This window comes from Nitrosomonas communis (genome assembly GCF_900114745.1).
Classification (GTDB): domain Bacteria; phylum Pseudomonadota; class Gammaproteobacteria; order Burkholderiales; family Nitrosomonadaceae; genus Nitrosomonas; species Nitrosomonas communis_A.
Genome location: NZ_FOUB01000057.1, coordinates 1 through 21,597, shown reverse-complemented (window position 1 = coordinate 21,597; position 21,597 = coordinate 1). Strand labels below are relative to the sequence as shown.

23 protein-coding genes and 1 pseudogene are annotated in these 21,597 nt (G+C 47.6%); 7 read left to right on the top strand and 17 right to left on the bottom strand.

The annotated features are described in order from the left end of the window. From BM122_RS16045 to BM122_RS16005, 9 genes and pseudogenes are all read right to left on the bottom strand, one after another. A pseudogene (locus BM122_RS16045) lies at positions 1–761 on the bottom strand (transposase); the annotation flags it as partial. 294 nt (positions 762–1,055) lie between these two features. Then, positions 1,056–2,306: a hypothetical protein gene (locus BM122_RS16040; RefSeq protein ID WP_074906621.1), complete on the bottom strand. Its 1,251-nt coding sequence runs from the start codon at positions 2,304–2,306 to the stop codon at positions 1,056–1,058. A gap of 12 nt (positions 2,307–2,318) precedes the next feature. Then, the gene (locus BM122_RS16035) at positions 2,319–3,599 is read right to left on the bottom strand and encodes a hypothetical protein (RefSeq protein WP_074906620.1); all 1,281 of its coding nucleotides are present in this window, start codon (positions 3,597–3,599) and stop codon (positions 2,319–2,321) included. A 25-nt stretch (positions 3,600–3,624) separates the two neighbouring features. Continuing rightward, a complete protein-coding gene (locus tag BM122_RS16030; protein WP_074906619.1) occupies positions 3,625–3,930 on the bottom strand; it encodes a hypothetical protein in 306 nt (101 codons plus the stop codon). A 2-nt stretch (positions 3,931–3,932) separates the two neighbouring features. After that, positions 3,933–5,840: a hypothetical protein gene (locus BM122_RS16025; RefSeq protein WP_074906618.1), complete on the bottom strand. Its 1,908-nt coding sequence runs from the start codon at positions 5,838–5,840 to the stop codon at positions 3,933–3,935. 199 nt (positions 5,841–6,039) lie between these two features. Further along, positions 6,040–6,675 (bottom strand): hypothetical protein, encoded by a 636-nt coding sequence (locus BM122_RS16020; protein WP_074906617.1) that lies wholly within the window; start codon positions 6,673–6,675, stop codon positions 6,040–6,042. Between the two features lie 2 nt (positions 6,676–6,677). After that, the gene (locus BM122_RS16015; RefSeq protein ID WP_074906616.1) at positions 6,678–6,929 is read right to left on the bottom strand and encodes a hypothetical protein; all 252 of its coding nucleotides are present in this window, start codon (positions 6,927–6,929) and stop codon (positions 6,678–6,680) included. Positions 6,930–7,371: 442 nt separating this feature from the next. Next, on the bottom strand, positions 7,372–7,788 hold the full coding sequence (locus BM122_RS16010; protein ID WP_074906615.1) for a transposase: 417 nt from the start codon (positions 7,786–7,788) through the stop codon (positions 7,372–7,374). Between the two features lie 111 nt (positions 7,789–7,899). Beyond that, the gene (locus BM122_RS16005; RefSeq protein ID WP_074906614.1) at positions 7,900–11,046 is read right to left on the bottom strand and encodes a WD40 domain-containing protein; all 3,147 of its coding nucleotides are present in this window, start codon (positions 11,044–11,046) and stop codon (positions 7,900–7,902) included. Positions 11,047–11,322: 276 nt separating this feature from the next. On the opposite strand from BM122_RS16005, the gene BM122_RS25330 reads away from it, so the two are divergent. Then, positions 11,323–11,445, top strand: coding sequence for a hypothetical protein (locus tag BM122_RS25330; RefSeq protein ID WP_256212125.1), 123 nt, complete (start codon positions 11,323–11,325; stop codon positions 11,443–11,445). 250 nt (positions 11,446–11,695) lie between these two features. Here BM122_RS25330 and BM122_RS22610 read toward each other — a convergent pair whose 3' ends face one another. Continuing rightward, positions 11,696–11,944, bottom strand: coding sequence for a hypothetical protein (locus BM122_RS22610; RefSeq protein ID WP_143083482.1), 249 nt, complete (start codon positions 11,942–11,944; stop codon positions 11,696–11,698). Positions 11,945–12,044: 100 nt separating this feature from the next. On the opposite strand from BM122_RS22610, the gene BM122_RS22605 reads away from it, so the two are divergent. The 5 genes from BM122_RS22605 to BM122_RS15985 all read left to right on the top strand — a co-directional run bounded on the left by BM122_RS22605 (position 12,045) and on the right by BM122_RS15985 (position 15,126). Beyond that, the gene (locus BM122_RS22605) at positions 12,045–12,236 is read left to right on the top strand and encodes a hypothetical protein (protein ID WP_143083481.1); all 192 of its coding nucleotides are present in this window, start codon (positions 12,045–12,047) and stop codon (positions 12,234–12,236) included. A gap of 147 nt (positions 12,237–12,383) precedes the next feature. Beyond that, the gene (locus BM122_RS23475; RefSeq protein ID WP_177198170.1) at positions 12,384–12,572 is read left to right on the top strand and encodes a helix-turn-helix domain-containing protein; all 189 of its coding nucleotides are present in this window, start codon (positions 12,384–12,386) and stop codon (positions 12,570–12,572) included. Between the two features lie 121 nt (positions 12,573–12,693). Continuing rightward, positions 12,694–13,119 (top strand): IS630 family transposase, encoded by a 426-nt coding sequence (locus tag BM122_RS15995; protein ID WP_143083480.1) that lies wholly within the window; start codon positions 12,694–12,696, stop codon positions 13,117–13,119. 672 nt (positions 13,120–13,791) lie between these two features. Further along, positions 13,792–14,190: a PDZ domain-containing protein gene (locus tag BM122_RS15990; protein WP_074906613.1), complete on the top strand. Its 399-nt coding sequence runs from the start codon at positions 13,792–13,794 to the stop codon at positions 14,188–14,190. Positions 14,191–14,481: 291 nt separating this feature from the next. After that, entirely contained in the window at positions 14,482–15,126 is a 645-nt protein-coding gene (locus tag BM122_RS15985; RefSeq protein ID WP_074906612.1) for a hypothetical protein, read from the top strand. Here BM122_RS15985 and BM122_RS15980 read toward each other — a convergent pair. Then, positions 15,076–15,681, bottom strand: a complete 606-nt coding sequence (locus BM122_RS15980) for a thermonuclease family protein (RefSeq protein WP_074906611.1) — start codon at positions 15,679–15,681, stop codon at positions 15,076–15,078. The two genes, BM122_RS15985 and BM122_RS15980, sit on opposite strands and share 51 nt — an antisense overlap. 153 nt (positions 15,682–15,834) lie before the next feature. Continuing rightward, positions 15,835–16,203 (bottom strand): hypothetical protein, encoded by a 369-nt coding sequence (locus BM122_RS15975; protein ID WP_074906610.1) that lies wholly within the window; start codon positions 16,201–16,203, stop codon positions 15,835–15,837. Positions 16,204–16,436: 233 nt separating this feature from the next. On the opposite strand from BM122_RS15975, the gene BM122_RS23470 reads away from it, so the two are divergent. After that, positions 16,437–16,586, top strand: a complete 150-nt coding sequence (locus BM122_RS23470; RefSeq protein WP_177198169.1) for a hypothetical protein — start codon at positions 16,437–16,439, stop codon at positions 16,584–16,586. A 461-nt stretch (positions 16,587–17,047) separates the two neighbouring features. Here BM122_RS23470 and BM122_RS15965 read toward each other — a convergent pair whose 3' ends face one another. The 5 genes from BM122_RS15965 to BM122_RS15950 form a co-directional block, all read right to left on the bottom strand. After that, positions 17,048–18,856, bottom strand: coding sequence for a copper oxidase (locus BM122_RS15965; RefSeq protein WP_256212124.1), 1,809 nt, complete (start codon positions 18,854–18,856; stop codon positions 17,048–17,050). A gap of 613 nt (positions 18,857–19,469) precedes the next feature. Then, positions 19,470–20,228 (bottom strand): hypothetical protein, encoded by a 759-nt coding sequence (locus BM122_RS23465; protein ID WP_177198168.1) that lies wholly within the window; start codon positions 20,226–20,228, stop codon positions 19,470–19,472. A gap of 132 nt (positions 20,229–20,360) precedes the next feature. Then, positions 20,361–20,696, bottom strand: a complete 336-nt coding sequence (locus BM122_RS15955) for a thermonuclease family protein (RefSeq protein WP_218152122.1) — start codon at positions 20,694–20,696, stop codon at positions 20,361–20,363. Then, entirely contained in the window at positions 20,697–20,855 is a 159-nt protein-coding gene (locus tag BM122_RS24330; protein ID WP_218152121.1) for a thermonuclease family protein, read from the bottom strand. It lies immediately after the preceding gene. 175 nt (positions 20,856–21,030) lie between these two features. After that, positions 21,031–21,360: a hypothetical protein gene (locus tag BM122_RS15950; protein WP_218152120.1), complete on the bottom strand. Its 330-nt coding sequence runs from the start codon at positions 21,358–21,360 to the stop codon at positions 21,031–21,033. Between the last annotated feature and the right edge of the window lie 237 nt (positions 21,361–21,597).

The following is a 21,597-nucleotide window of genomic DNA, read 5'->3' as shown; positions in this document are numbered from 1 at the left end:
ATCCTTCGGTTGCTGCGCAAGAATCCGCTCATACAGAAGGAAATCTCTTTGGTAACGCTCAAGCAAACCATATTGCGGCAATGCTCTGCGTAATTTCCGTAGCAAAATTCCAGCAATGATTCTCAACCGCTTGAGTGTTCGTTTTGCCTTCGCTCTTTTGGTGACGTGACGAAAATGCCGGATAGCCAAGCGTAATGATTTTACTTCTTTGACGAAAGTGCGTCGCCGGGTCACATCATGCGCTTTGGCAATCTTGTTGAGGCGATTGATGATCTTGATCGCCAACTTGCTATTGGTTGGGTATGTGATGTTCTTCTCATGTACAGTCATATCCACCTGAACGGCCTCTTCCAGCGCCGAGTCCCCATGCAGACCAACGCTCATTTGAAAAATCCAATCTACGCCTTCAGCACCGAGACGCTTGCGAAAATACACCCGCTCCGTGCTATGGCAAGGCAACTTCTGCTGAAATTCTTTCATACCGCAAAATGCCGGATAGTAAGGATTACGCTTCCATTGCAATACCACCGATTCATCACACAAATTCTCTAACTGTTTCAGTATCAATAGCCCAACTATCAAACGAATCGGCTTACTTCGTGCTTAGGCAATGCCGTGTAATGAATGGCGAAGGATTCTTCAAAATCTTGCCACGGTATCGCTGATGCAAGCTTCAACAATGGATCAGTAAGATTAAGTTGCATCAACAAATCCGTTCCAAACAAATTCTGTTGATGCATCCTACTGCTACTTCTTAGCATTCTTAATCACCATTTCGACCAGAAAACACATGAATATTTTAACATTTCTGGTCGGCATGATCATCGCAATGAATAGAATCTATTCCTAATATCAATAGCTTGTCGATATTTCAGGGCCGACTGATTATACCAGCGTATTAATACGCTCATCATCAACATATGAGGGAGTTTTTTATTGAAGGGAGTTTCTGTGAAGAAGCTAATCTTGTACCGAAATGCCGTCTGTAGAGGCATGACCGCAAGAGCTGCGCCGCTTTATCCCTGTAAAAATACGAAAGAGTATAAATGGCAATGTCAAAACTGACCCTTCGACTTAAGCAGGAGCGCGGCTAAATAGTCCAGTTCCGCGGTGGTCACGCCTTCCACGGGCCTGACCTGGACCTGACCGACGGTACGTTTTCCATCATCAAAGGTGATACGCCCGCCGCCGTGCATATGGGTGTCGAAATCCAGTCCCATCGGGGATCTTCCGCTATACCCCACGGCATAACGATGCACGCTTCCCAGGTTCTCCTTGCCGATGTATAGAATATATTTTTTACTGCGAAAAATCCCCTTGACCTTCTTGACCTCATCCGAGTTTAGCTCCGGATCATAGACGAACTTCTTCTCATTTTCTCGGTAGGTCATAGTCAGGGTGACGCCTTCGTCGATACCGCCTTCCAGCCATTCGAAAAACTGCAATTTTGCCTTTTCCAGACCAAGTTTTCGATCGGCCCAGTTCTTGACTTCGATTATGGCGAGAACGTTGAGGTCACCGGCGTCGTCGATATAGCCGATGAAGTTGTCCGAGAATTCTCCTTGCCCTTTAACGATTATCCCGGTGACTAGATCGATATTCTTGGCAAAGGGCAGGGTTGCGTAGGTGGCAATCAGCTCACGGACGATAGCGCGCTGTTCGACAAGTGCGATAATTTCACCAATATTGCCTTTTGCATTGTTCATGTGACCAAGGTTGACGAGGGTGTTCGAATAGTTATCCGATGCAAAAAACTTGTCGAGCCTTCGGAATAGCAGCTTCGGATTGGCTTTGAGCATGGTCAATAATATGCCAAGCTTGACGTCGTCGAGGGAGTCCGGGCGCACGACATCGGCGAGCTTCACGAATATTTTGACGCCGCCTTTACTCTTGCCGATGTTCTTAAAGTAATTTTCGCCCAGCATCAGACGGAACAACCGCGCAGATCCGCCACGCGTTCGCCGCGCCCATTGACTTGGCGTGACCTCAGCCTCGGTTCTACTATGAATGTCGAGATACTTGTAGTACTGCTCCTGGAGTTTTCGGTGCCTAAAATGACCCAGGATTTCGTCGAACAGTTCGTCCCATTCAAGATGATATTTTATATTGAGTTTCTCAAACAGCGGAAGGACTTCGTTAAGCAGTTTAAGGGGAATGCGCTTGCCGTCAGCGAGGTGCGAAAGCGCTTTGGTGAATATCTTCTGCTCACTTTTCGACAGGCTTTCCACCTGTTTGACCATGGCTTCGGCCGTGCCGGGTATGAGATGTGCAACTTCGTCGATCTGTTTTAGTTTGAGTATCGTCATGGCATTGACAGATCACCGCGGCTTCGCCAACGTCCGGAGTATGCCTGCGCCAACAAATGGGATCAGCAGTCCTATGCCGGTGATCGCGCGCTCTAGCGTCGTCAGATCGTTCCCCCACTTGTCATGACCGGAGAGAAATTCGGCCAGATCGACCGCGTCGCTAACATAAGGAATAAAGCTGGCGCCGACGTCAATGAAGCTCTGCAGATAGCGGTGATAGCGTATTTCCTGGTCCAACGGCGGTAGCACAGGCTTGATTTCATCGTGACTATCGACGCTAAAAATTACACCTTGATGGGGAATATCAAAAATGTCCCATCCATCGGACAGTCTGACTTCGAGCTTATCGGCGATGACATTGTAGAGTTCCTCAGTCGGGCGGTTTTCGCCGAGCGGAAAGACATCGAGCGGAAAAGGGTCACCATCGGCGATTGCCTTGCGGTAGAAGCTCAGGTAGCTGATTGTGACAGGCCGTGTCTTTCGAATATGTATGAAGGTCGGATTGTGACCGTCATATTCGATAGAGTAGGCGAACCTTGCGCGACTACTTTCCCTGCCAATGGTCGGCACTTTAATGACGATATGCGAATCGGTCGTGACATCGATGATATAAAGCCCGTTGGGCAATGCCATGACGATGGGGGGCTGGATCTTGACGTCGAGATAGAAGAAACTATCATCTTGGATGAATATGGTCTTTTGCGCTGCGCCTCTGATGACCGGTTGAGGGGAAACTTGGATGGGTTTTGACCCCGCTTTGGAAAATGACGAATAACGAGAATAAGGCATCGGTATCAAAGCACTGCGGTTGAACACGTCCCAGTAGTCTTCCGGCAGGTAATCTATGCCAGAATAATTAGCCGGATTTATCTTGTAGCCCTGTAGTGGCACCAGAGTGGGATCCTGCACCCTGATGATCTCTACTTTTGGCTGAAAGATGCTCGGATTTTCCTTCGAATCGAAACCCGTCTTGTAGATGCTGACGCCCGGGCCGGCGACAATTCGGATCACGGCATAGGTGTCGAACAGGAAACCGTTCGAAGCGTCCGGGTGGATAAGGTAATAGCGGTTTTCCGCCTGCATCTCGATTATGTCGTAGGCGAAGGGAAGCCATGTGCGGTATTCCGGTAGTTTATCTAGGCATTCCAGCTCAACTTCCTTCTTACTACCGTGGAATTCGTAGACGATCTTCAGGTAAAAGGTCCGTTTTTTCTCGTCCACTTTAAGCGCTGTATGAAAATATTTCGTGATGTCGAATCGGTACTGTCTAGCCGCTGGCAAAGGCGATTTCATACGCACATCCTACGCTCTAGGGTATTCAACTGAAATCTTCCGGCATGCCTTCGCCGCTCCATTTGAATCTTATCCGAAAATTCGCTTTTTCTTCATTCAGGCTGATAGCTGCTGAACCACGCGCGAATGTTACCACACCGAAGGAGACAAGGATTTCGCCCGGAATCTTTTCTTCGGGCAACTTGTTTAGTTCCGCACCCAGCGCCTCGACCATCGCCGCCACAACCCGAGCGACCTCACTCAGATTCTTTGTGCCGCTCGGCCCATCCTCCTCGGAGACCTCAATGTTGACGGTACCGCGGGGTGCCTGAAAGGTTACGATTCTGGCCATGGTCACGACTCCTCTATCGGGGGCAGTTCGCTGTCCGACTGCAGCCAGACCAGCGAGGTCGGTTCTTCGATGATCCAGGTGTCGGGATCGTCGGGACTGATATCGACGTCCTTGTCGATATTGTTGGTTATTCCGTCTGCCCTCAGTTCGTCGATATAAGCATTGTACAGTTCGAGCTCGGTTTCCGGATCGTTGTCGTCTCCGCCGAAAGTATTCGTGGTAAACGTATCCCCCGGTTCCGGTGTCTCGAACAGCGGAATATCACCGTCGTGCTGGAGCTTACCGGTCAACTGGTAATAGAGCACGGTCTCGGTCGCTTCGAGATGCACCGGCACCAAGACGCGAGCGGCACCAGCGCGCAGGAAATCGTTAAACAACGGGTCGTTATCCTCCAACGGGAAAATATCAAGCCAGTGCTTGCGCTCCGCCCAAATGTAGGGATAGAACTCGAAAGTCATGTTGAACCAGTCGAAGGCCTCGTGTAGAAAGGAGATTTCCGGCGTCATCTCCAACGTGTTTTCGATATGTATCTGCGGAAAATTATCGGGGATATCGGCATCCTGATTATGCGAGATCATGGGTACACCGTTGAACTGAAATCCGGTCCAGAGGGTAATACAGGCCTTCTGTAGTTCTTCAATGATAATTTCACGGTTGATCTTGGGGTTCTTGCCGCTGATTTTCACACCTTGTTCGATCTGGGCGGCTGCGACCCTTTCGTCGTAAGCCTGTTTCTCTTTATTATAGGCGTTCATAATCGCGCGGAAGGTCTCCAGCTGCCACGCCTCGAAAGCCTCGGATCTCAACTTGCACACGATCTCGGTAACGACGATAAAGGAGTGAATTCCGTGGCCGCGAACGACGATCGGTAGTACCCCGCTCGCATCTACCGGCTTGTCCCCAAAGGCGGACCGTCCCTCATCGGCACCTTCAAATAACGCTCTGCGGCCGGCACAGGTGAGAATGTAATAATCATCTAGTTGTCTACGGAAGTTCATCTCTCTCGGCTTTAGATCATATATAACATAGCCGTCCGGTATTTCCAGGTCATTGTCGACGATGGCAAAATCGAGTTCCGGGTCGACATCACGCGCAATCGACTTGATCAGCGTGATGAACTCAGGCGGCGGTGCCTTTATGCCATCGGCGCCGTACTGGGTCACAAGTGTGCGATAATTGTCCCGCTGGATGTGGCCTGGTTGGAGTAGCTGGCGAAAGTTTTCGGGGTGCACCGGTTTTTCCGGCTCATCGGGCATGACATGATTCTCCAGATGATTCTGCTGCGCAAATATATAGAAGGAGGCGGGCCACGGCAAGATAAATCGGAACCATAATCGCTTGCCGTACTTGACTACCTTTGCCCGATAATATTTATTCACCCAGCGGTAAATACCCGACTGATGCTGACCTTCAGTGTTTTCGAAGCCATGTTTGTTGGTTTCTTCGAACTCTTCCAGAGTCTTTGTTATTCGTTCGCTGCGCACGCGTTCGATGATACGGTTGAGTGAACGTTCAATGATATCCTTGGCGTAATTGGTCGAATAAGTGGTGGTCTGCTCTTTCGATTGATTGGTCGAAAACCGAGCGTAGGCGCCGATTTGCACAGGCCCAAATCCGGCGGAGATTTCCGCGCCCGCCTCGAACTTGGTCTCGGAGCGGATGACCTCCTGGGCCTGTTGTTCGATCTGGAAACGCTCCGTAGATTCCATTTCGTGCAAATTTTCTTCGCTACGTTCGAATTCTTCGGTGAGTATTTCCTCGACGCGACGGAAGCGGCGGTGCTCGCGGCTGCGCGTTTCGAACGCCATGACGTTTTCGATATGCGCGATATCGCCCGGCTCGAATCCAATCAACTCCATTTTAACAACATTCAGATCACCAAGCCCAATCGGTTCTATTTTTGGCTTCATGGCTTTTGCTCCTGATAGCAGTTGGCAGGCTTCGCAGCAAACTGCTGACGATTTTTCCTTCTGACCAAAACCCCGCCGATATTGACGATCTTGGTTTGCGTGGATGCCTCTCTGAGTCGGTCGAACTGCCGTGATATGCACTCGTCGATGTGGGTCATTATCGACTGTATCGATTGCCCCTTAACGTGGATTCCGTGCCCTACGAGTAACTGCTGATCTTCGGAGGATAGATCGCCGGGCGAAACCGCCAAGGATCACTCTCGCGGCCGTGTGGTGATTGCGCACCAGTTTCGGCCTCATCGATAATGACCGACTCGGACTGTGCCGAGATAGCGATCTTTTCACCGAGCCGCTCTTGCAGGCGCACGTTGATATCGCGCAGCTTGTCGATCATATGTCGGGCATCTGCTGCGATCGCTGCATTAGCAGCGGTAGTCGCATCGGCCGTCATTCCGCCTTTATCGGCAAGTGATGCCCGCCTTGGCTTCTGTCCGGCCACCAGAAGCGGTATTACCTGGCGGATATCTCCGAACTGGCGGACCAGACCGACGATAGCCTCTGCTTTCTTTATGCGATCCAAGAGATGAAACAGACGTATCCAGAAGACCATGGCGGGACGGTCAAACGGGCGCACGGTTTCCATGATTAAATTGGCGAAATAGCTTTGCCAAAGCGATGCCCGCATGGAAGCAAAATCGCGCCCGTTCAGAAAAACGTCGAGCGCGAAATCTGAACCGAGCGATTGTTTGAGGCGCTGGTTCAGCCGCTGTGCGAAATCGCTGCTCTGATCGGACTGCCGCACTTCAGCAATCAGCGCCTGTAGCGAACTTTGCAAGCTCAGGAACGGCTTCCACAGCGGGCTTTAAATACGTAATTGCCCGATTCCATGAATTGTAGCGCGATGCGCCGACGTGCTTCGTCGATCGGCTCGCCTAAATCGATCAGATGACGAATCGCGGCGACCAGACCGGTGTCATTCGACGTGATTGGTATTGAATTGTCGTCAAAACGTGCTAAAAATACGCTGTGCCGGTCCTGAACGACAGGCCCCCTCAGCGTGACGAAACGGACGGGATTGCGTTGCTTCATCCTGTTATCCTCCATGCATCGGAAAGACAAAAGCTTTTTAAGAATAAACACTTTTATAAAAATATAATCTATCTGACAACGTTTTATCTGTCAACCCGAGTCTCTTCCAATATGAAATGAGTCTGAAGGGGGTGCGTATTTCCAACTAGAAATGAGTCTGAGCAATTAGATTCTGAATTAGTCATTATGCAAGGCATGGAGATTGATATGGATGAAGCAAGGCTACAAACGGTGGCATAGGTTAAAGCGTTTCTAGAAAGGACGCATGATATTGCGCTCAAGATTCCCAAAGCGGAGCAGTATAGGTTTATCGAGAGGGCATTAAAACGGTTAGGTTATACTGGACTGTTTCGGTGCGACAAAGGTGTAGTGTTACGCTATAGTTAATCCCATATAAAATGAATCTAATTTCATAAGCGGCATAGAGCTGCTCGACGTAACACTACTCTCTTTTTCTGATGACTTTGGCCTGAGCCCATTTGGGTTCAATGTCATCAAAGCGTGGGGAATAAGACGGCAGGTATTCAAGTGTGTGCCCGGCATCGGCAAAGGCGGTTTTGATATCCTGCCGTTTGTGGAAGGTCGCGCTGCCCATGACAATCACGCAAGCGCTGACTCTAGGCCGATTGGTTCGCTCATACTGATACGCGTACGGATGATTTTTGATGTCCTGCGCCAGAATCTCCATGTCGATCTTAGTTGCAGGTTTGTTGCGGGTTGTCCTAGGGTCGGGAGTCTTGATCCAGCGCGTCACGCTGGCGGTTCCCACACAAAAACGCTGCGCCACTTGCGCGATTGAGAGGTTCTCCTTCTCTTGAATGGATAATACTTTATGGCGAAATGATATCGGATAGGTCATCCGTAAATTATAATCTATTTATGTGGGTTTGGTTATAATTGCAATATGGAGTGAAGCGCATTGCATCTTAAATGTTTTATTCGATATGATAAGGATTTCACTCTACGTGGACTACCTCATATCCCTCTGTATCGATTCGCGCAAATCAGCTACGGCAGTATGATTAGGAAGTAGCTGATAAAGGCTTAAGATCAGATCGAATGCTGTTATAAAGTAATTGACGTCGCTGCGAAAATCAGCGTACACACGGCCCTGCAGCAACGGTGGCAACGAAGTAGTTTTTTCACCTTCCAGTAACAATGGTAGTACGCTTTCTTTCTGTGTTTCGGTGCCGAGAAGACGGTTCGCGATTAAATCGACCTCAGCCGACACGACGTAACCTGTATAAGGATCTTTGTTCTCGTACTTTTTCCGGTAGAGTGGTGTGCCGACCATGATGATTCGATCGCTCTTCTCGATTCGTTCGATGAACCGCGATACACTCGCGCCAATTTGCATGTTGTGCCATTTGTCCAATATCACATTGATTCCCGCATTCTGCAGATCCGTCGCCAGTCGTTTCTCGACCCAATGTTCATGCTCCAGTACGCCCCAAGCGTAGCTAATGAAACACGCCGGGGGTATGATCTTCTGATCAGTCGCGTAGGCGCTTACACGGAAAACCGCTTGTTCGAAACGCGTCCTCTGCTCGGCAGTGCGACGCTGCAATTCCACCTCGGCTTGGACTTCACGCGTCAACTGGATCGGCTCTGCCATTTTCGGCAATGTTAATTCCTTTCCGCACTCGTTGCAGAAAACAAAGGTTTTTTCTTCTTTTAAACGCTGGCGCACCACTGATCGATCTAGCAAGTGCCCGCACTTCATATTGCTGCAACGCACGGGTTCATAACGCCTTACCGTCAGGTTCCGTCTGGCCAGGAAACTCTCGAAAAGCCCTTGAAATAGGATTCGTACCGGCGCGCCGACCGAGGGATCGAAGCAGAGCACAAAGTCTAGCTCGCCATCTCGTTCTGCCTCTTGGCGGAAGCCGCACACCAGGCTATCGCCCACTTCATAGCGGGCGTTGTTATGCCATTGAACTGTGCGAGTAAAGGTGTGCGTATAGCCTAACAGCACCACCAGCGAGGCAAACACGTTCTCTGTCGGACCACTTACTGTATAGGCCACGTCTTCCTCAATCGTTTGCTCCTGTTCCAACGGCTTCTTCAGGTTGATCAGTTCAGGGAAGATCAGATAAGACTCTATGCGCAACGGGTCAGTCTCGCGGAAACAAATATTATGCTCCAGGAAAAGCAGCGCTGCCGAATCCAGGAGCACGTCGCGCTCGCCAGCATGTAGGTCTGTCAGTTCTGGAAAAGCATAGCCGCCTGACAGCAGCCGTTTCTCCTCCAAGGCACCCAATCCTTTCAGATTACGTCTTGCTTCCAGCACGAAAGATGACGCCAGATTGTTAAGCCGTTCCGGTTGGAGCAGTACACGCTGCTCTCCTTGCGAGGTTCGTAGCCGTTTGACATAACCATAATTTTCTAGGTGATCCACAGCGGTTAGCATCTCAGCATCGGTGAAATGCCAGTTAGTATCGGTAGCTTCCAACCGACTTCGGAGTACCTTAGGTGTGACAATTGTCTGATTGTCAGCTTCTGCACCCTTGAGGCCAAGGACATAGTCCTTGATCCGTTTAAAGGTTGTAGTTGTGACCGTCGCGGGTTTGTCATCCCAAGGAATCATAGATTTCATCCGATTAACCAATTCATCAATTCCTTCCCCAGTGAGAGCGCTGGTCGTGATGGGACCGACGATATTGTTATTTTTACAGAATGCGTTCAGATCCTCTGGTGTCAGCGTACAGCTTCCGCGATCCGCTTGGGCAGCCACTAGGATGATGGGGCAACGGCGTTGTTCTGTTTGCAGTTGTTTAAGCCAGAAACTTACGCCGTGTAGTGGGTCGCGAAGATCCGAGGCATCAAACAACACCAGCGCCAGATCGGTATCATCCATGAACAGTGCATGGACTAGCCGGTAGTCCGGCTGACCCGCGAAATCCCAGAGAATCGCTTCACACTTCGTTCCATCACTGCGGCGCTGGCCTAGGGCGGGAAATACCCAAAACTGCTGCCCGTGCGTCGATGCTTGCTCTTTGAAATGACCGTGGATCAGGTGATAACCCAGTGCCGATTTACCTACGCTGTGATCACCTACCAGCACTATCTTAGCCGTCGTGTGGTGTACCGCGTCTACTAAGTTCATCCTCTTACCCAGCAGGATGTCGAAGTTTAGCTCCCAGATGTCAATCAGACGGAATTGCATTTCTTCCGGCATGTCTGATTCTGAACTTGCTGTGGCTAACAGCGGTAGAGTGGGGTGAAACGCAAGAAATTCCTGGGCATTAAGGGAGCATCCAATCACAGGAATTCGCGCGATTACCTCCCAGTTATCACAGCGCCATATCCATATGTGTCTCAGATTCTGAGTATACTTATCAGAATGGAAGCCTTCTCTAGCAGCAAGTAAACGACCGTCGGGCGAAAATGCCAGGCCATGTAAAATATCAACCGGCCCCTCCAGCTTATGGAGTAGCTTCCCGCTAAATACTTCCCACAACTTCACTGTGTCATCGAAACCAGCACTGGCAAGCATGTCACCCTGCAGATTAAAAGCTAAGCTATTGACCGCGTTCGCATGCTCATTGAGCCTATGAAGCTGCATACCGTTTGTCACCTCCCAGAGTTTCACCGTTCTGTCGAAACTTGCGCTGGCTAGCGTGTCCCCCTGCGGATTAAAAGCCAAGCTAATGGTCCAGTGTGTATGCGCTTTCAGCGTATGGAGAAGCTTACCGTTTGTCACTTCCCAGAGTTTCACCGTTCCATAGATACTTCCGCTAGCGAGTTTACCGCCCTGCGGATCAAAAGCCAAGCTAATGACATCGCGCTCTTGGAGCGTATAGCGTAGTTTATCGCTTATCGTTTCCCAAAGTTTCACCGTTCCGTCAGCATTAGCACTGGCTAGCGTCTTGCCCAGTGGATCAAATACCACACTATTGACCTCGCCCCCGTGCATTTTGATCGTATGAAGCAACTTACCGTTTGTTGCTTCCCAGAATTTCACTGTTCCGTCAGCACTTGCACTGGCAAGCGTGCCATCCTGCGGGTTAAAAGTCACCCTTATGATTTTTGCATCATGCCCTTCAAGTGTGCGAAGCAGCTTTACGCCTGCCGGTAGTTCTACTTTTGTTCCGTTGCTAGTTGTCAATGTTGTCAATGTTTAAATTCCTTCTTGGAATATCTATCGTCTGCTGCTCACTATTTGAGATCTCCGAAACGTCGTTATCTATTTAGGTATCGTCCAAAATATTCCCATATATTAACGTGAGTTCGACAAAAGAAAAGCTGTAATAAGAAACTGAATTCTCCTTATGATGATGAACTGAGGCCATCTCTTAGTACCACGAGTTGAGAGAGAATTTAAATTTGGTAACACGATAAAGGTGAAGAAACTTGCAACGTTCAGGAGAAACGATCTAAAGCTGAAGATAGAGTGAATCTGCAACGCGAGATTGATGTATTGATAGCAAATGACAATACATTACTGAACGCCTGCAAACAGATGGGCATTAGTGGCAAGAGCTATCACCGCTGGCGCAAGATTTACCTCATGTAAAAGCACAACTCGGAGTCCGGCGCTCACTCCACCACATACTCATCAGATTATTTCGATAATATCTTTATATAACAATATATTATCCATTGATAACTCTTACCTACCCTACCTCAAGCCAGTGACCGCCGGATTAACAGTCCGGGGCTCAGTCGCTTATGCCTACAGATAGATGAAGAATCCAAAGTAGTTTTTCTACCTGGCACCGAACCGGCGCGCACCAACCGAACCGTGGCCGAAACTGAGCCATCTATTATGGCGCACCTCCACCCTCCTCGCTCATGCAAAACAACGGTTTGCGGCGGCTTCTACCGAACTTTTTCTGAGCATCGGCCGAAACCCAATGGCGGCGAGCACGGGCGGGAAAATCGGCAGAAGTGACCCGGAATTGTCCAGGATGATGCTCGAAAAATTCGGATGGGGGTAGAACCATCCCCACCCCGAAACGGGTCAGCAGCGGGCAACTACGCGTGCGCCGTGGGCCAACCTGAGCCCTACTCACTTACGGAGCCTTGGAGGAGAAGTGGGCTGACCAGCTCACCAAGACGGATAAATCTAGTAATTCCATTTCTACTTCATAAGTAAAATAATAGAAGCAACTTGTGAAAGGAAGTATAGTGATGGCACGAGTGGCAAGTGGTAAAGAAGTTTTAGAACAAGCAAAGGCATTATTGGTTAATGCCCGAACAATAGAAGAATTAAACCAGGCACAGGCTGTAGTGCTACCTTTGGAACTTGGCTTATCAATGGAGCAGACAGCTACCGCAATAGGTACTTCAATAGGCTGGGCGTGACAGCTTCGAAGGCGTCTTATTCGCAATGGCGGCATACGTGACACAACCAAGCCCACCCGTGGTGGACGACGGCGCGAGAATCTTTCCCGTGAAGAAGAAGTTACCTTTCTGGCGCCTTTTATAGAAAAAGCAGCGGCTGGAGGTATTTTGATTGTAAGCGAAATCAAGCAAGCATTAGATGCACGCTTAAAACGCAAGACATCGCTCGCAGCTACTTACAACCTGCTGCACCGCCATGGCTGGCGCAAGCTTGCCCCTGACAAGCGCCATCCCAAAGCTGACGCGCTCGCTCAGGACGAGTGGAAAAAAACTTCGCGATACCCTCATAGCAATTGACCAGGAGTGGCAAGCAGAAGGACAACTGCGGTTGATGTTTCAGGATGAAGCTCGCTTTGGGCGTGTTTCCGATACACGCTGATGTGGGTGTCCCAAACCTATACGACCACTATGCGAGGCCATGATCACCCAGGAATATGTCTATGCTTATGCTGCTGTCTCTATCGCTGATGGTGAACTGGATACGCTTATCCTGCCTCAGGTTAATAGTCATTGCATGCAGCTATTTCTGGATGAAGTAGCGTCACGTCATCCCAATGACCGGATTATCCTGGCACTCGATGGGGCAGGATGGCATCGTAGTCACACCCTTAAGCTTCCACATAATCTGCGTTTACTGATGCTGCCACCCTACTCTCCGGAACTCAACCCTGTGGAGAATCTTTGGGATGAGCTACGGGAGAAATCATTCCATAACCGTGTATTTGACAGCCTGGACGCGCTTGAAAATCACCTGGAAGCAGCAATGCGCGACATGGAAAAAGATCGTGAATGTGTTCAATCCATCGTTGCATGGCCTTGGATTATAAATTCACTTATGAAATAGAAATGGAATAACTGAGTAACAATTATTACATTAACGTGAGTTCGACATAAGAATCACAACACTACGGCTGGAGAAGCTTGAAGGAGTCTGATATTAAGCGATAGTTTCTTTTCACGAATAATGATAAAACTCTTTTCCAAATTCTGATTGCTGAGTCGTGAGGATAGCAGGCAGTCTCAGTCAAATCAGGCGTGCTGTGCCAACGCACACTTATTTTGCATCTGCCTATAACGCCGGGATTTAGGTTCATCAGGTTAAAGAAAATCTCTCTGATTCTTCCTCTCACGCAACCGCGTGGGATGTAACAGGTAGGGTTGAATGACGGGAACTGTTGGAACGGTTAGAAGGAGGTTGTACCACAGGCGGTTGGAAATTGCCGGGCAATTGTCATTTTTTTGCATACTCTCTCATGTTTTTACACATTTTCTTTATAGCTAATTAAGGTTTCTGCTTATTTTAATTTTTATCAAGAGAATATATATTTTTTCTAACTTAATTTATGTATTAAATCAGGTATTTAGCTCAAACTGAGCTGTTAAACCTAAAAAATTAAGTTTGATTTTGCGTGTGATTTAATGAAGGCAAAGGCGTTAGTTTTAACGCTTAAGTAATTGCTGTAAAAACAGCAAGTCCATATTTTTTAATTTACTCAATATCCAAGGAGAAGATTCAATGAAAGCTAAATCATTTAAAATATTTGTCGCTGCTTTTATATCATTGTTCGCCTTTACCGCAACGATGCCTGTCTTTGCTCAGACCAGTGATGATGAGGGGAAACCACAAATACAATTTATCCAGCCCACCAACTCGTGTGGAGTTACAGTCAACAATTCACCTGCTGGGTTTGGAGTAAAAATAACACAGCTTACCTCGGGGGAGCCGTGTGAAAACGCTGGACTCGAAGTGGATGATATAATCATTGCTATCGAAACTCAACCAAGACAATTTGAACCTGTAAGTACGCGGAGACAATTGGAGAGGGCATTGGAAAATACACATGGAAACGTTAGATTTATCATTCAAGATCACCGAATAGGAGATATCTTTGTGATTCGTGTAAGACTCCCGTAACGACAATATCTGGTTTTCTCGGCCAGGCATACACTCTTCCCATGGATTCCAGCGATCGGCTTGCAGTGATGACATAATGACGAATCTATGTGGAGGAGTATCAATGAAGAACTTACTGTCACAGCCTTAGCATACGGTTTTTGCGTCCATCAGCCAGAGTCGACGTGTTTTTAGAACTATAGTCAAATGTGGTGTATGGAGATTCAAGCGGTTACCTGTTTTTGATCTTCTGCTTGTTAAATGCCGTTAACAAATTTAATTCTGGATCCAACAAGTTAATCAAGAGATGTTATGAAATCTCTTATCTCAACACTATTACTGTTATTATTACTGTTCCCGCCTTTATCTTGGAGTGAGAATGCATATTTTTCTGAAAATATCCTGAGTATTGAAGAAGTTTCAGTTCCACCTGGTAAAATTGTAAATGCTAAACTCAAATTAGCAGAAGATGGTCGATGGGATTTATTGCAATACCAATATGCTGAAGAACAAAAACAAAAGGAAGTAAGACAGATTGCATTTGGGTTTAATAGCGGCTTTTGCTTTGGATATTGCAATACTCATGTATTGATTAATCCATACAAAATTACACTAACAAAGATACCCAACAGATTAAATTCAGCCGACGAACAACTGCCAAACATAATTACAGAAGTTACGCAAAGTATAGATTCTTGGAATTCTTTGGTTAAATTAATAGATTTTTCATCATTTGAATCATTACCTGACACTATTGGATGTCCTGGATGTGCTGATGCTCCTAGTTATTTCATCCAGATTGATTATGACAACAAAAATAAGCGCATAGTCTTCGAAGAACAAGATGTACCTGGCGGCGAGTTATTTATCAGATTGAATCAAATCCTTTTAGAACAGGATGCCAATTTACAATTGGGGATTGAGAAGCTTTACAGAGTTCAGGTCGGAACTCTGTAGCTGAAAAGTCGAAAACGCTTTAATTTTGTCTGCGCCTACAATGTAAGGGATTAGATTCCATATTTTATCGCCTGCTTTCCACCATTCCCAAGGTGGAACTTGCTGAGCTTCCAAACTCCATAACCCGGCCCTATTCTGCCTAGCCCGCCTCTCTAAAGCATAGAGATTCTGATCACTGGCATATTTTCGGTACGCCCAAGCTGCACCAAGCCTTACCATTTCTGCATTGGCATCGATATCGTCCGTATAGACACGCCCCACTTTACGCCCATAGCGATCTGTATCCTGCACTTTGACACTTACCGTTTTTCCATAGACAAGTCGCGATAATTCCTGCTTGGCACGCGATCCATAGGGTTGGGCTGACTCAGGAGTATCGATCTCAGCGAGCCGCACTTTGATTTTTTGCTTGCGATCATCCAGGATGGTTATCGTGTCACCATCCGATACCCCGACTACACGCCCAATATGTTCCTGAGCCACTGCAAATAATGGCAAGAGCGAGATGCATAGTAAGAGCAGAAATAAAATCTTCTTGAAATTTATGAGGCTCACTAAATCTTCCTATTCAAACGTGAGTTCGAGATAATAAAAGTAGCAAGAAGGATCTGAGCTTCCTATGATAAATTGATTTGGGGGAAAGTTTGGCCCTTCTTCATGAGAACTAACCCTCACTTGTTAACTATTGCTGGCGACAGCTTTCCTAAATCATTGCAGCGTGTTCTTGTCTCCGCTGTCATTTATGAAGAGGTCACTGGCACTTGGTTGGGTGTTGGCAATGAGGTAGTCGCGAATGGAGCAAGCTTTTTTGCTGGGAATGTTAAAGACAAGCCAGCCGAGTCCTGCATTCATGAACCCGAATCTGATTCTGCCATCCTTGAGCTTTATAATGACCAGCCGCGGATCGTCTTGCACAGACATGCCTTCAACACTTTTAACTGGCGGTGTCTTTGGCACTTCAGGAAGCATGCCTGCTCTGACAACCGCAAGCTCGGCTATTAGCGTTGTTAGCTCGTGTGCAGACAATGTTCCATTGAGTGACAAGCTGATAGATTTTTTATCTTCGCTTATTTTCATGGCTTATCCTTCGCTGTGAATAATCTGGTGGAACTCACTATTCTATCAGCATAGAAGAGGGTGCCAATTCAGCCAATGTGTAATAGAACTATAATGAGTGCGAAAACTCAAGCAAAGTCGCGCTGGGTTTAAGCAAGATAATCCCAACATTATCGTCCCTCCACGGGCAACCGGAAGCACACAAGATGACTATCCTCCATCCCCACCCCGCACCCGCCCCGCAGCGGCCCACTATGCGCGCCTGTGGGGCCGGTTTGCGTCCCACTCAACCCGGAATCGATGAAAAGCGGCAGGTGCATCTGCTCAAGCAGGTGTTCGATGTAGATATTGAGTATCGTCCGCAGTATGGCACAACCCTAAAAATCATGACTGCAATCCAGTAACTCAGCAAAATGATAAGAGTTCACGGCCATCTCGGTTTGCCTGTCTGGGTAACGCCCAGAGCATCTACTCAGGTTCTTGGTCCTATCGGATTTATCTGATCTAAATCCAGCAATAGCAGACATCCATTTAAAATTGAATGTAAAAGTGAAATAGCGTATCTGGTAGGAAACCTCTTTGCACGATTGAAGTAGTATCGGACAGTAGCAACACGATACGACAAGTTGAGAAGAAATTACGAAGATTAGGTAGCTATCGCTTGCGGATAGCTCTGTGACTACCTAAGTGAAATATTTACAGATCATCATGAACGATTTGTACCATATTCCGAACGACAATGGCTGTATCAGGAACCAGTCTTATCCGCTAATGCCCTCTTAATTGGAGGCAATTAATTATACAGATAATCATAGATCTAACACGCAGGCGACAGCGATGAACGCTATCGCCTCACGATGCATTGTTATTGAATCGGATGACGCTGTGCTTCAGTTAGTTGATTGCTCCAGGAAGCGGGCAAATTTTGCACCCAGCCATTGTAAACCAGCGGAACAGGCAGGATACCTTGTCCGCCCATTCCTGCATTGCCGGTTATATTGGCATCTTTAAGGGTTGCGCTCGAAGCGAAGAGTCCCACTCTGCCTGCAATTCTAGCGTCGGAGGGATCACCATCAGCGTTTGGATCAGGATCAACCACTAGCAAACTATTCGAGAACTTGCTTGCAACATAAGCATAGTACCCTCCCCCTTGCTTGGCGCCATATTGCACCCCATGACAGCCTGGATCACAGGGCAGCATCTTGACTACTGTATCTGTAGTCGCCAAGCCTGGCCTGGTATCGGTGATGATAATGGTTTCACTTAACATGTTGGCTGTCACCATGCTTTTCCCGTCGGGAGAAACTGGCGATTGAATGGGCATTGCTCCCAGAGGACCTGAAATGTTACCTGATATAGGATCATAGTTTTCAAGCAGATTGATATGCTTGATAATAGTATGCGTCTCCATATCGACAGCTATAATTGAATTGTCAAGCAGATTGGCCACATAATACTTGCTTGCATCCGGCAGCATTCCTGTTGCCACAGGATGACTAAATTCATTGCCTACCGGCAGAATGGCATCAATGGTATCGGTACTGAAATTGTATTGCGTGGTATCGCCGGTAATGATATTGGGTGTCACCATGGTAGCGCCGTCATGACTCATCCAATGCGCATGAGGATTGCCGCGACCGATATCGATGCGGCGCAATACATTGGTGGCCAAAGGGGCCAGCTCCATGACAGAATCTGTCCGGGTATCGCCGCTGTTAGTAATGTGCAGATGATCATTATTCGTCAACGTCATCACATGGGCCGGTGCCTCACCCACTGACACATTACGGATCAATTCGCCGGTTTCACGATCAAACACGGTTAGTTTACTGTCAAACCATTGTGCCGCATAAATAACGTTCTGGTCTTTATCGGTCCACATATTATGGGGATTATTCATGTTGATCGAAGGCATAGCGACTTTGCGCCTCACTTGCCAGTCGGCCCCATTAATGGCTGACACTGTTCCCGCTTTAGTTTTTCCTGATGTGGTTTCAAACTGGGTGGCTACCCACACTTCACCTACTGCCGGAGTCGCTGGATTGTTAAGTGGTTGCAGTGCCAGATCGTTCCCATAACGGGCATTCAGTACATTCGGTAGATTGACAACCCCTGCATCGACGCGTACATCAACGTTGGGATAGGCGATATGCCAGGGCGCACTACTCGCATAGTTCTGCCAGTTGGCAGGATTAGTGGTGATAAAGAAGGTCCGCAGTAAACGTGTGGCCAGGTCGCTGCTGCTGGGAAAGCTCACTCCCGTAATCAGACTGAGTGAAGAACCTAAATCTAAACCGGTGGTAGCTGGGTCATCTACAATCACCGCCCCAAGCATGTAAGGATGAATACTGCAGGTAAAGACATACAAGCCTGGAGTCGTGAGTGTCAGATTGTCACCTCCTTTTTTCGGCTCGGTATTAAATGGCATGCCGGCCGCCCCAGTCGGATAAATCACACTGGTTCTGGTATGTACTGTATTTGAATTGCCTGAGAATTTGACCTGCACGCCTGGTGTTGCCACTGCAATCGAACGACTACCGGCTAACTCTGTACCGGTATCATACCAGCGGCCAGGGTTGTCGGTCAGTGAAAATTGAACCTCGTTATCAGCAGCAAAAATATTGCCTGCAGACAGCGATGACAGGATCCCCATGACGCAAATCGTCATATTCATTATCTTTCGGTTTAACGGCATATACAACATAGACTACTATTTCCCCTATAATTTAAGTTAAGAAGTACTTTTTCTTCTTTATCACCGGTTAATCCATCTTCCTTCCCTGAGAAGACGTGTACCCGGGGCGACATTATGTCATGCAATTGACAAATTGCTGTTAAGTTTTTGTGAAATTCCTGTCATATTTCAGATATCCTGATCTCTGAGTCAGGCAATAATGAGTGAGTGGAATTTGATCCCCAAGACAATATCGAGCAAGGTCAGCCCTATAGTCAGGTGAGTCTCGGGTGAAAGACGAAGTGGTCACAGAATATACAATCGATGGCCCCGCTTGATGAGTGCGAAAGCGAAGGCGCGATGGGCTTAGGTAGAATAATATCCACGCTATCACCTGTCCAGGGGTCGTTGGAGCGCACGGGCTGACTATCCCCATGCCCGCCCCGCAACTGCCTCGCAGCGGCCGACTATGCGCGCCCAAGGGGTCGGTTTGCGCCCCACTCACTCCCGAAATTCCGACGGGCGGGCCGGGGCGGCCGGCACCCTTCCCGCGCCGCGTTGCTTCCATCATTCTGCCAGCGCACTGACTACCTTCTATTACAGCATCTTCCGATTAACCGCATTCCCAGAGGATAACGCCATCAATGACGTCATTTACCGTCTCGTATTTAGCAGCATTAAGCAGAGAAATTAAGCTGCGATTGATCAGACTCACTGTCTTCTGCTCATCAGAGGAAATGAGGCCATTTTGAATACTACATTCTTTATCCAGCCAGATTTGCGGGTAGGATTTTATTCGGTGACCCTGGGACACCAGGATCTCTGCAACATAAGGGGATACCTTGCTCACGGAGGTATACCAATCTACTCTTTTCAGAGTGTGCAGGTTCCCCAACAATGCCAATATCGGAGCCTGCCTTACTTGCTTCGCCAGCCTTTCAGCCATCCATTCGTCCCGGTTGACGTTTAGCTCTCCCCCATCGATGGCGATCAGCTTCAGGCAAGTGCCTCTCCTCTTCATTGCAACCAGATCATCCATCAGCGAGCGGTAGGGAGGATGGTCGACCATCGGAGGAATCTCGATATCTGCTACGATCTTCCTGCCTTCTACGATCTCATCTAGAGTTGTCTGTTGATTGCTGGCAATTTCCAAAGCAATAGTCAGGCACTTATCTTGCTGTAGGTATCTGGATATTAGCTCCCGGAAGAATTGGATAGATTCAGGTCGCTTATGACGCTCACCAATGATCGTAATGCTGTGGGGCTCCAAGCCTTCCACGATCTGGTTTTGGGCTTCGGTTGAATGAGCTGAAAATGAGGAAAACAGCATAATTATGAAGAAAAAGAGGCAAATATACTCTTCATTGGTCAAATTTCGGCATCCAGTTTCTATTTAATTAAATATAAACATGAGGTTATGGAATGTATATGCCAAAATTCTATGAACAAACAGTATAAACCTATCTTTCATATCTACAGATGCGGAGCAACCTGACTTCACGCTTTATCGCCTCGCTTTGCGCCATTCCCAAGGTGGAACTTGCTGGGCTTCCGGTAAATTCCATAACCCAGCCCTATTCTGACGAGCCCGCTTCTCCAAAGTGTAGAGGCGTTGATCGCTGGCATACTTTCGGTACACCCAAGCTGCACCGAGCCTTACCATTTCTGCATTGACATCGGTATCGTCCGTATAGACACGCCCGACTTTACGCCCATAGCGATCTGTATCGTGCACTTTGACACTTACGGTTTTTCCAAAGACTAGTCGCGATAATTCCTGCTTGGCACGCGATCCATAGGGTTGGGCTGATTCTGGTGTATCGATCTCTGCGAGCCGCACTTAGATTTGCTGCTTGCGATCATCCAGTATAGTGATCGTGTCGCCATCCAATACCCCGACCACACGCCCGATATGTTCCTGAGCCACTGCAAATAACGGCAAGAACGCGATGCATAGTAAGAGTAGAAATGAAATTCTCTTGAAATTTATGAGACTCACTAAATTTTCCTATTCAAACGTGAGTTCGGGGTAATAAAAGTAGCAAAAGGAATCTGAATTCTTGATGAAAGATGAATCTAGGAAAATAGTTTCATCATTATTCTTGAGAAAAAACCCTCACTTAATATCAGGAATCAGAATTCCTCAAGCTCTTCCAGCCGTGAGGTAATAATCCTTATGTCGAACTCACGTTAAATATGTTTTTTCTATGGTTACTTTTTGCGCTTTGTTTCGCTATGAAGTTGGCAAAGCCCATGCGTGCCTCGAAATCGGCATTCAGGCCTTGCGAGCGGCGCCAACCAAGAAACGTTTCAGGATCGATACGAGTGCGCACAACAGTATATCCATCCTTCGTAAGATTGTCCTCATCTTGTTCCGCTTCAGCAAGCCATATGTCGAAGCTTTCGGGTAGCTTATGACTATCAGTCATGATTCTGAGGATTGCATCGTAATCTTCGCGATAGTACCAGACCATGCCTATTTTGAAGGGAGGTGATTTTTTCAAGGTTTTCCTTTGTTATTGAATAGCTGGTGAAATTTTATACTTTATCGGCCTCAGTCAACCAAGTAGCTAAGAATGATGAAAAAAAAGATCGTTACTGTTATTTATCAAATAAGTGTTTCATACAGTCGGCATTTTCATCTACTAAAGATAGCTTAATTCATGTAGACGTAAGGATTTGGTTGAAGTATAAGAAATCTTACCGGTGCAATTTCTTGTAATACATCGACTATATATAAG

Bases quoted from the DNA above. Each gene is read 5' to 3' on its own strand.
- BM122_RS16040 (WP_074906621.1), bottom strand. From the start codon at position 2,306: ATGACGATACTCAAACTAAAACAGATCGACGAAGTTGCACATCTCATA.
- BM122_RS16035 (WP_074906620.1), bottom strand. From the start codon at position 3,599: ATGAAATCGCCTTTGCCAGCGGCTAGACAGTACCGATTCGACATCACG.
- BM122_RS16030 (WP_074906619.1), bottom strand. From the start codon at position 3,930: ATGGCCAGAATCGTAACCTTTCAGGCACCCCGCGGTACCGTCAACATT.
- BM122_RS16025 (WP_074906618.1), bottom strand. From the start codon at position 5,840: ATGAAGCCAAAAATAGAACCGATTGGGCTTGGTGATCTGAATGTTGTT.
- BM122_RS16015 (WP_074906616.1), bottom strand. From the start codon at position 6,929: ATGAAGCAACGCAATCCCGTCCGTTTCGTCACGCTGAGGGGGCCTGTC.
- BM122_RS16010 (WP_074906615.1), bottom strand. From the start codon at position 7,788: ATGACCTATCCGATATCATTTCGCCATAAAGTATTATCCATTCAAGAG.
- BM122_RS15995 (WP_143083480.1), top strand. From the start codon at position 12,694: ATGATCACCCAGGAATATGTCTATGCTTATGCTGCTGTCTCTATCGCT.
- BM122_RS15990 (WP_074906613.1), top strand. From the start codon at position 13,792: ATGAAAGCTAAATCATTTAAAATATTTGTCGCTGCTTTTATATCATTG.
- BM122_RS15985 (WP_074906612.1), top strand. From the start codon at position 14,482: ATGAAATCTCTTATCTCAACACTATTACTGTTATTATTACTGTTCCCG.
- BM122_RS15975 (WP_074906610.1), bottom strand. From the start codon at position 16,203: ATGAAAATAAGCGAAGATAAAAAATCTATCAGCTTGTCACTCAATGGA.
- BM122_RS23470 (WP_177198169.1), top strand. From the start codon at position 16,437: ATGCGCGCCTGTGGGGCCGGTTTGCGTCCCACTCAACCCGGAATCGAT.
- BM122_RS15965 (WP_256212124.1), bottom strand. From the start codon at position 18,856: ATGAATATGACGATTTGCGTCATGGGGATCCTGTCATCGCTGTCTGCA.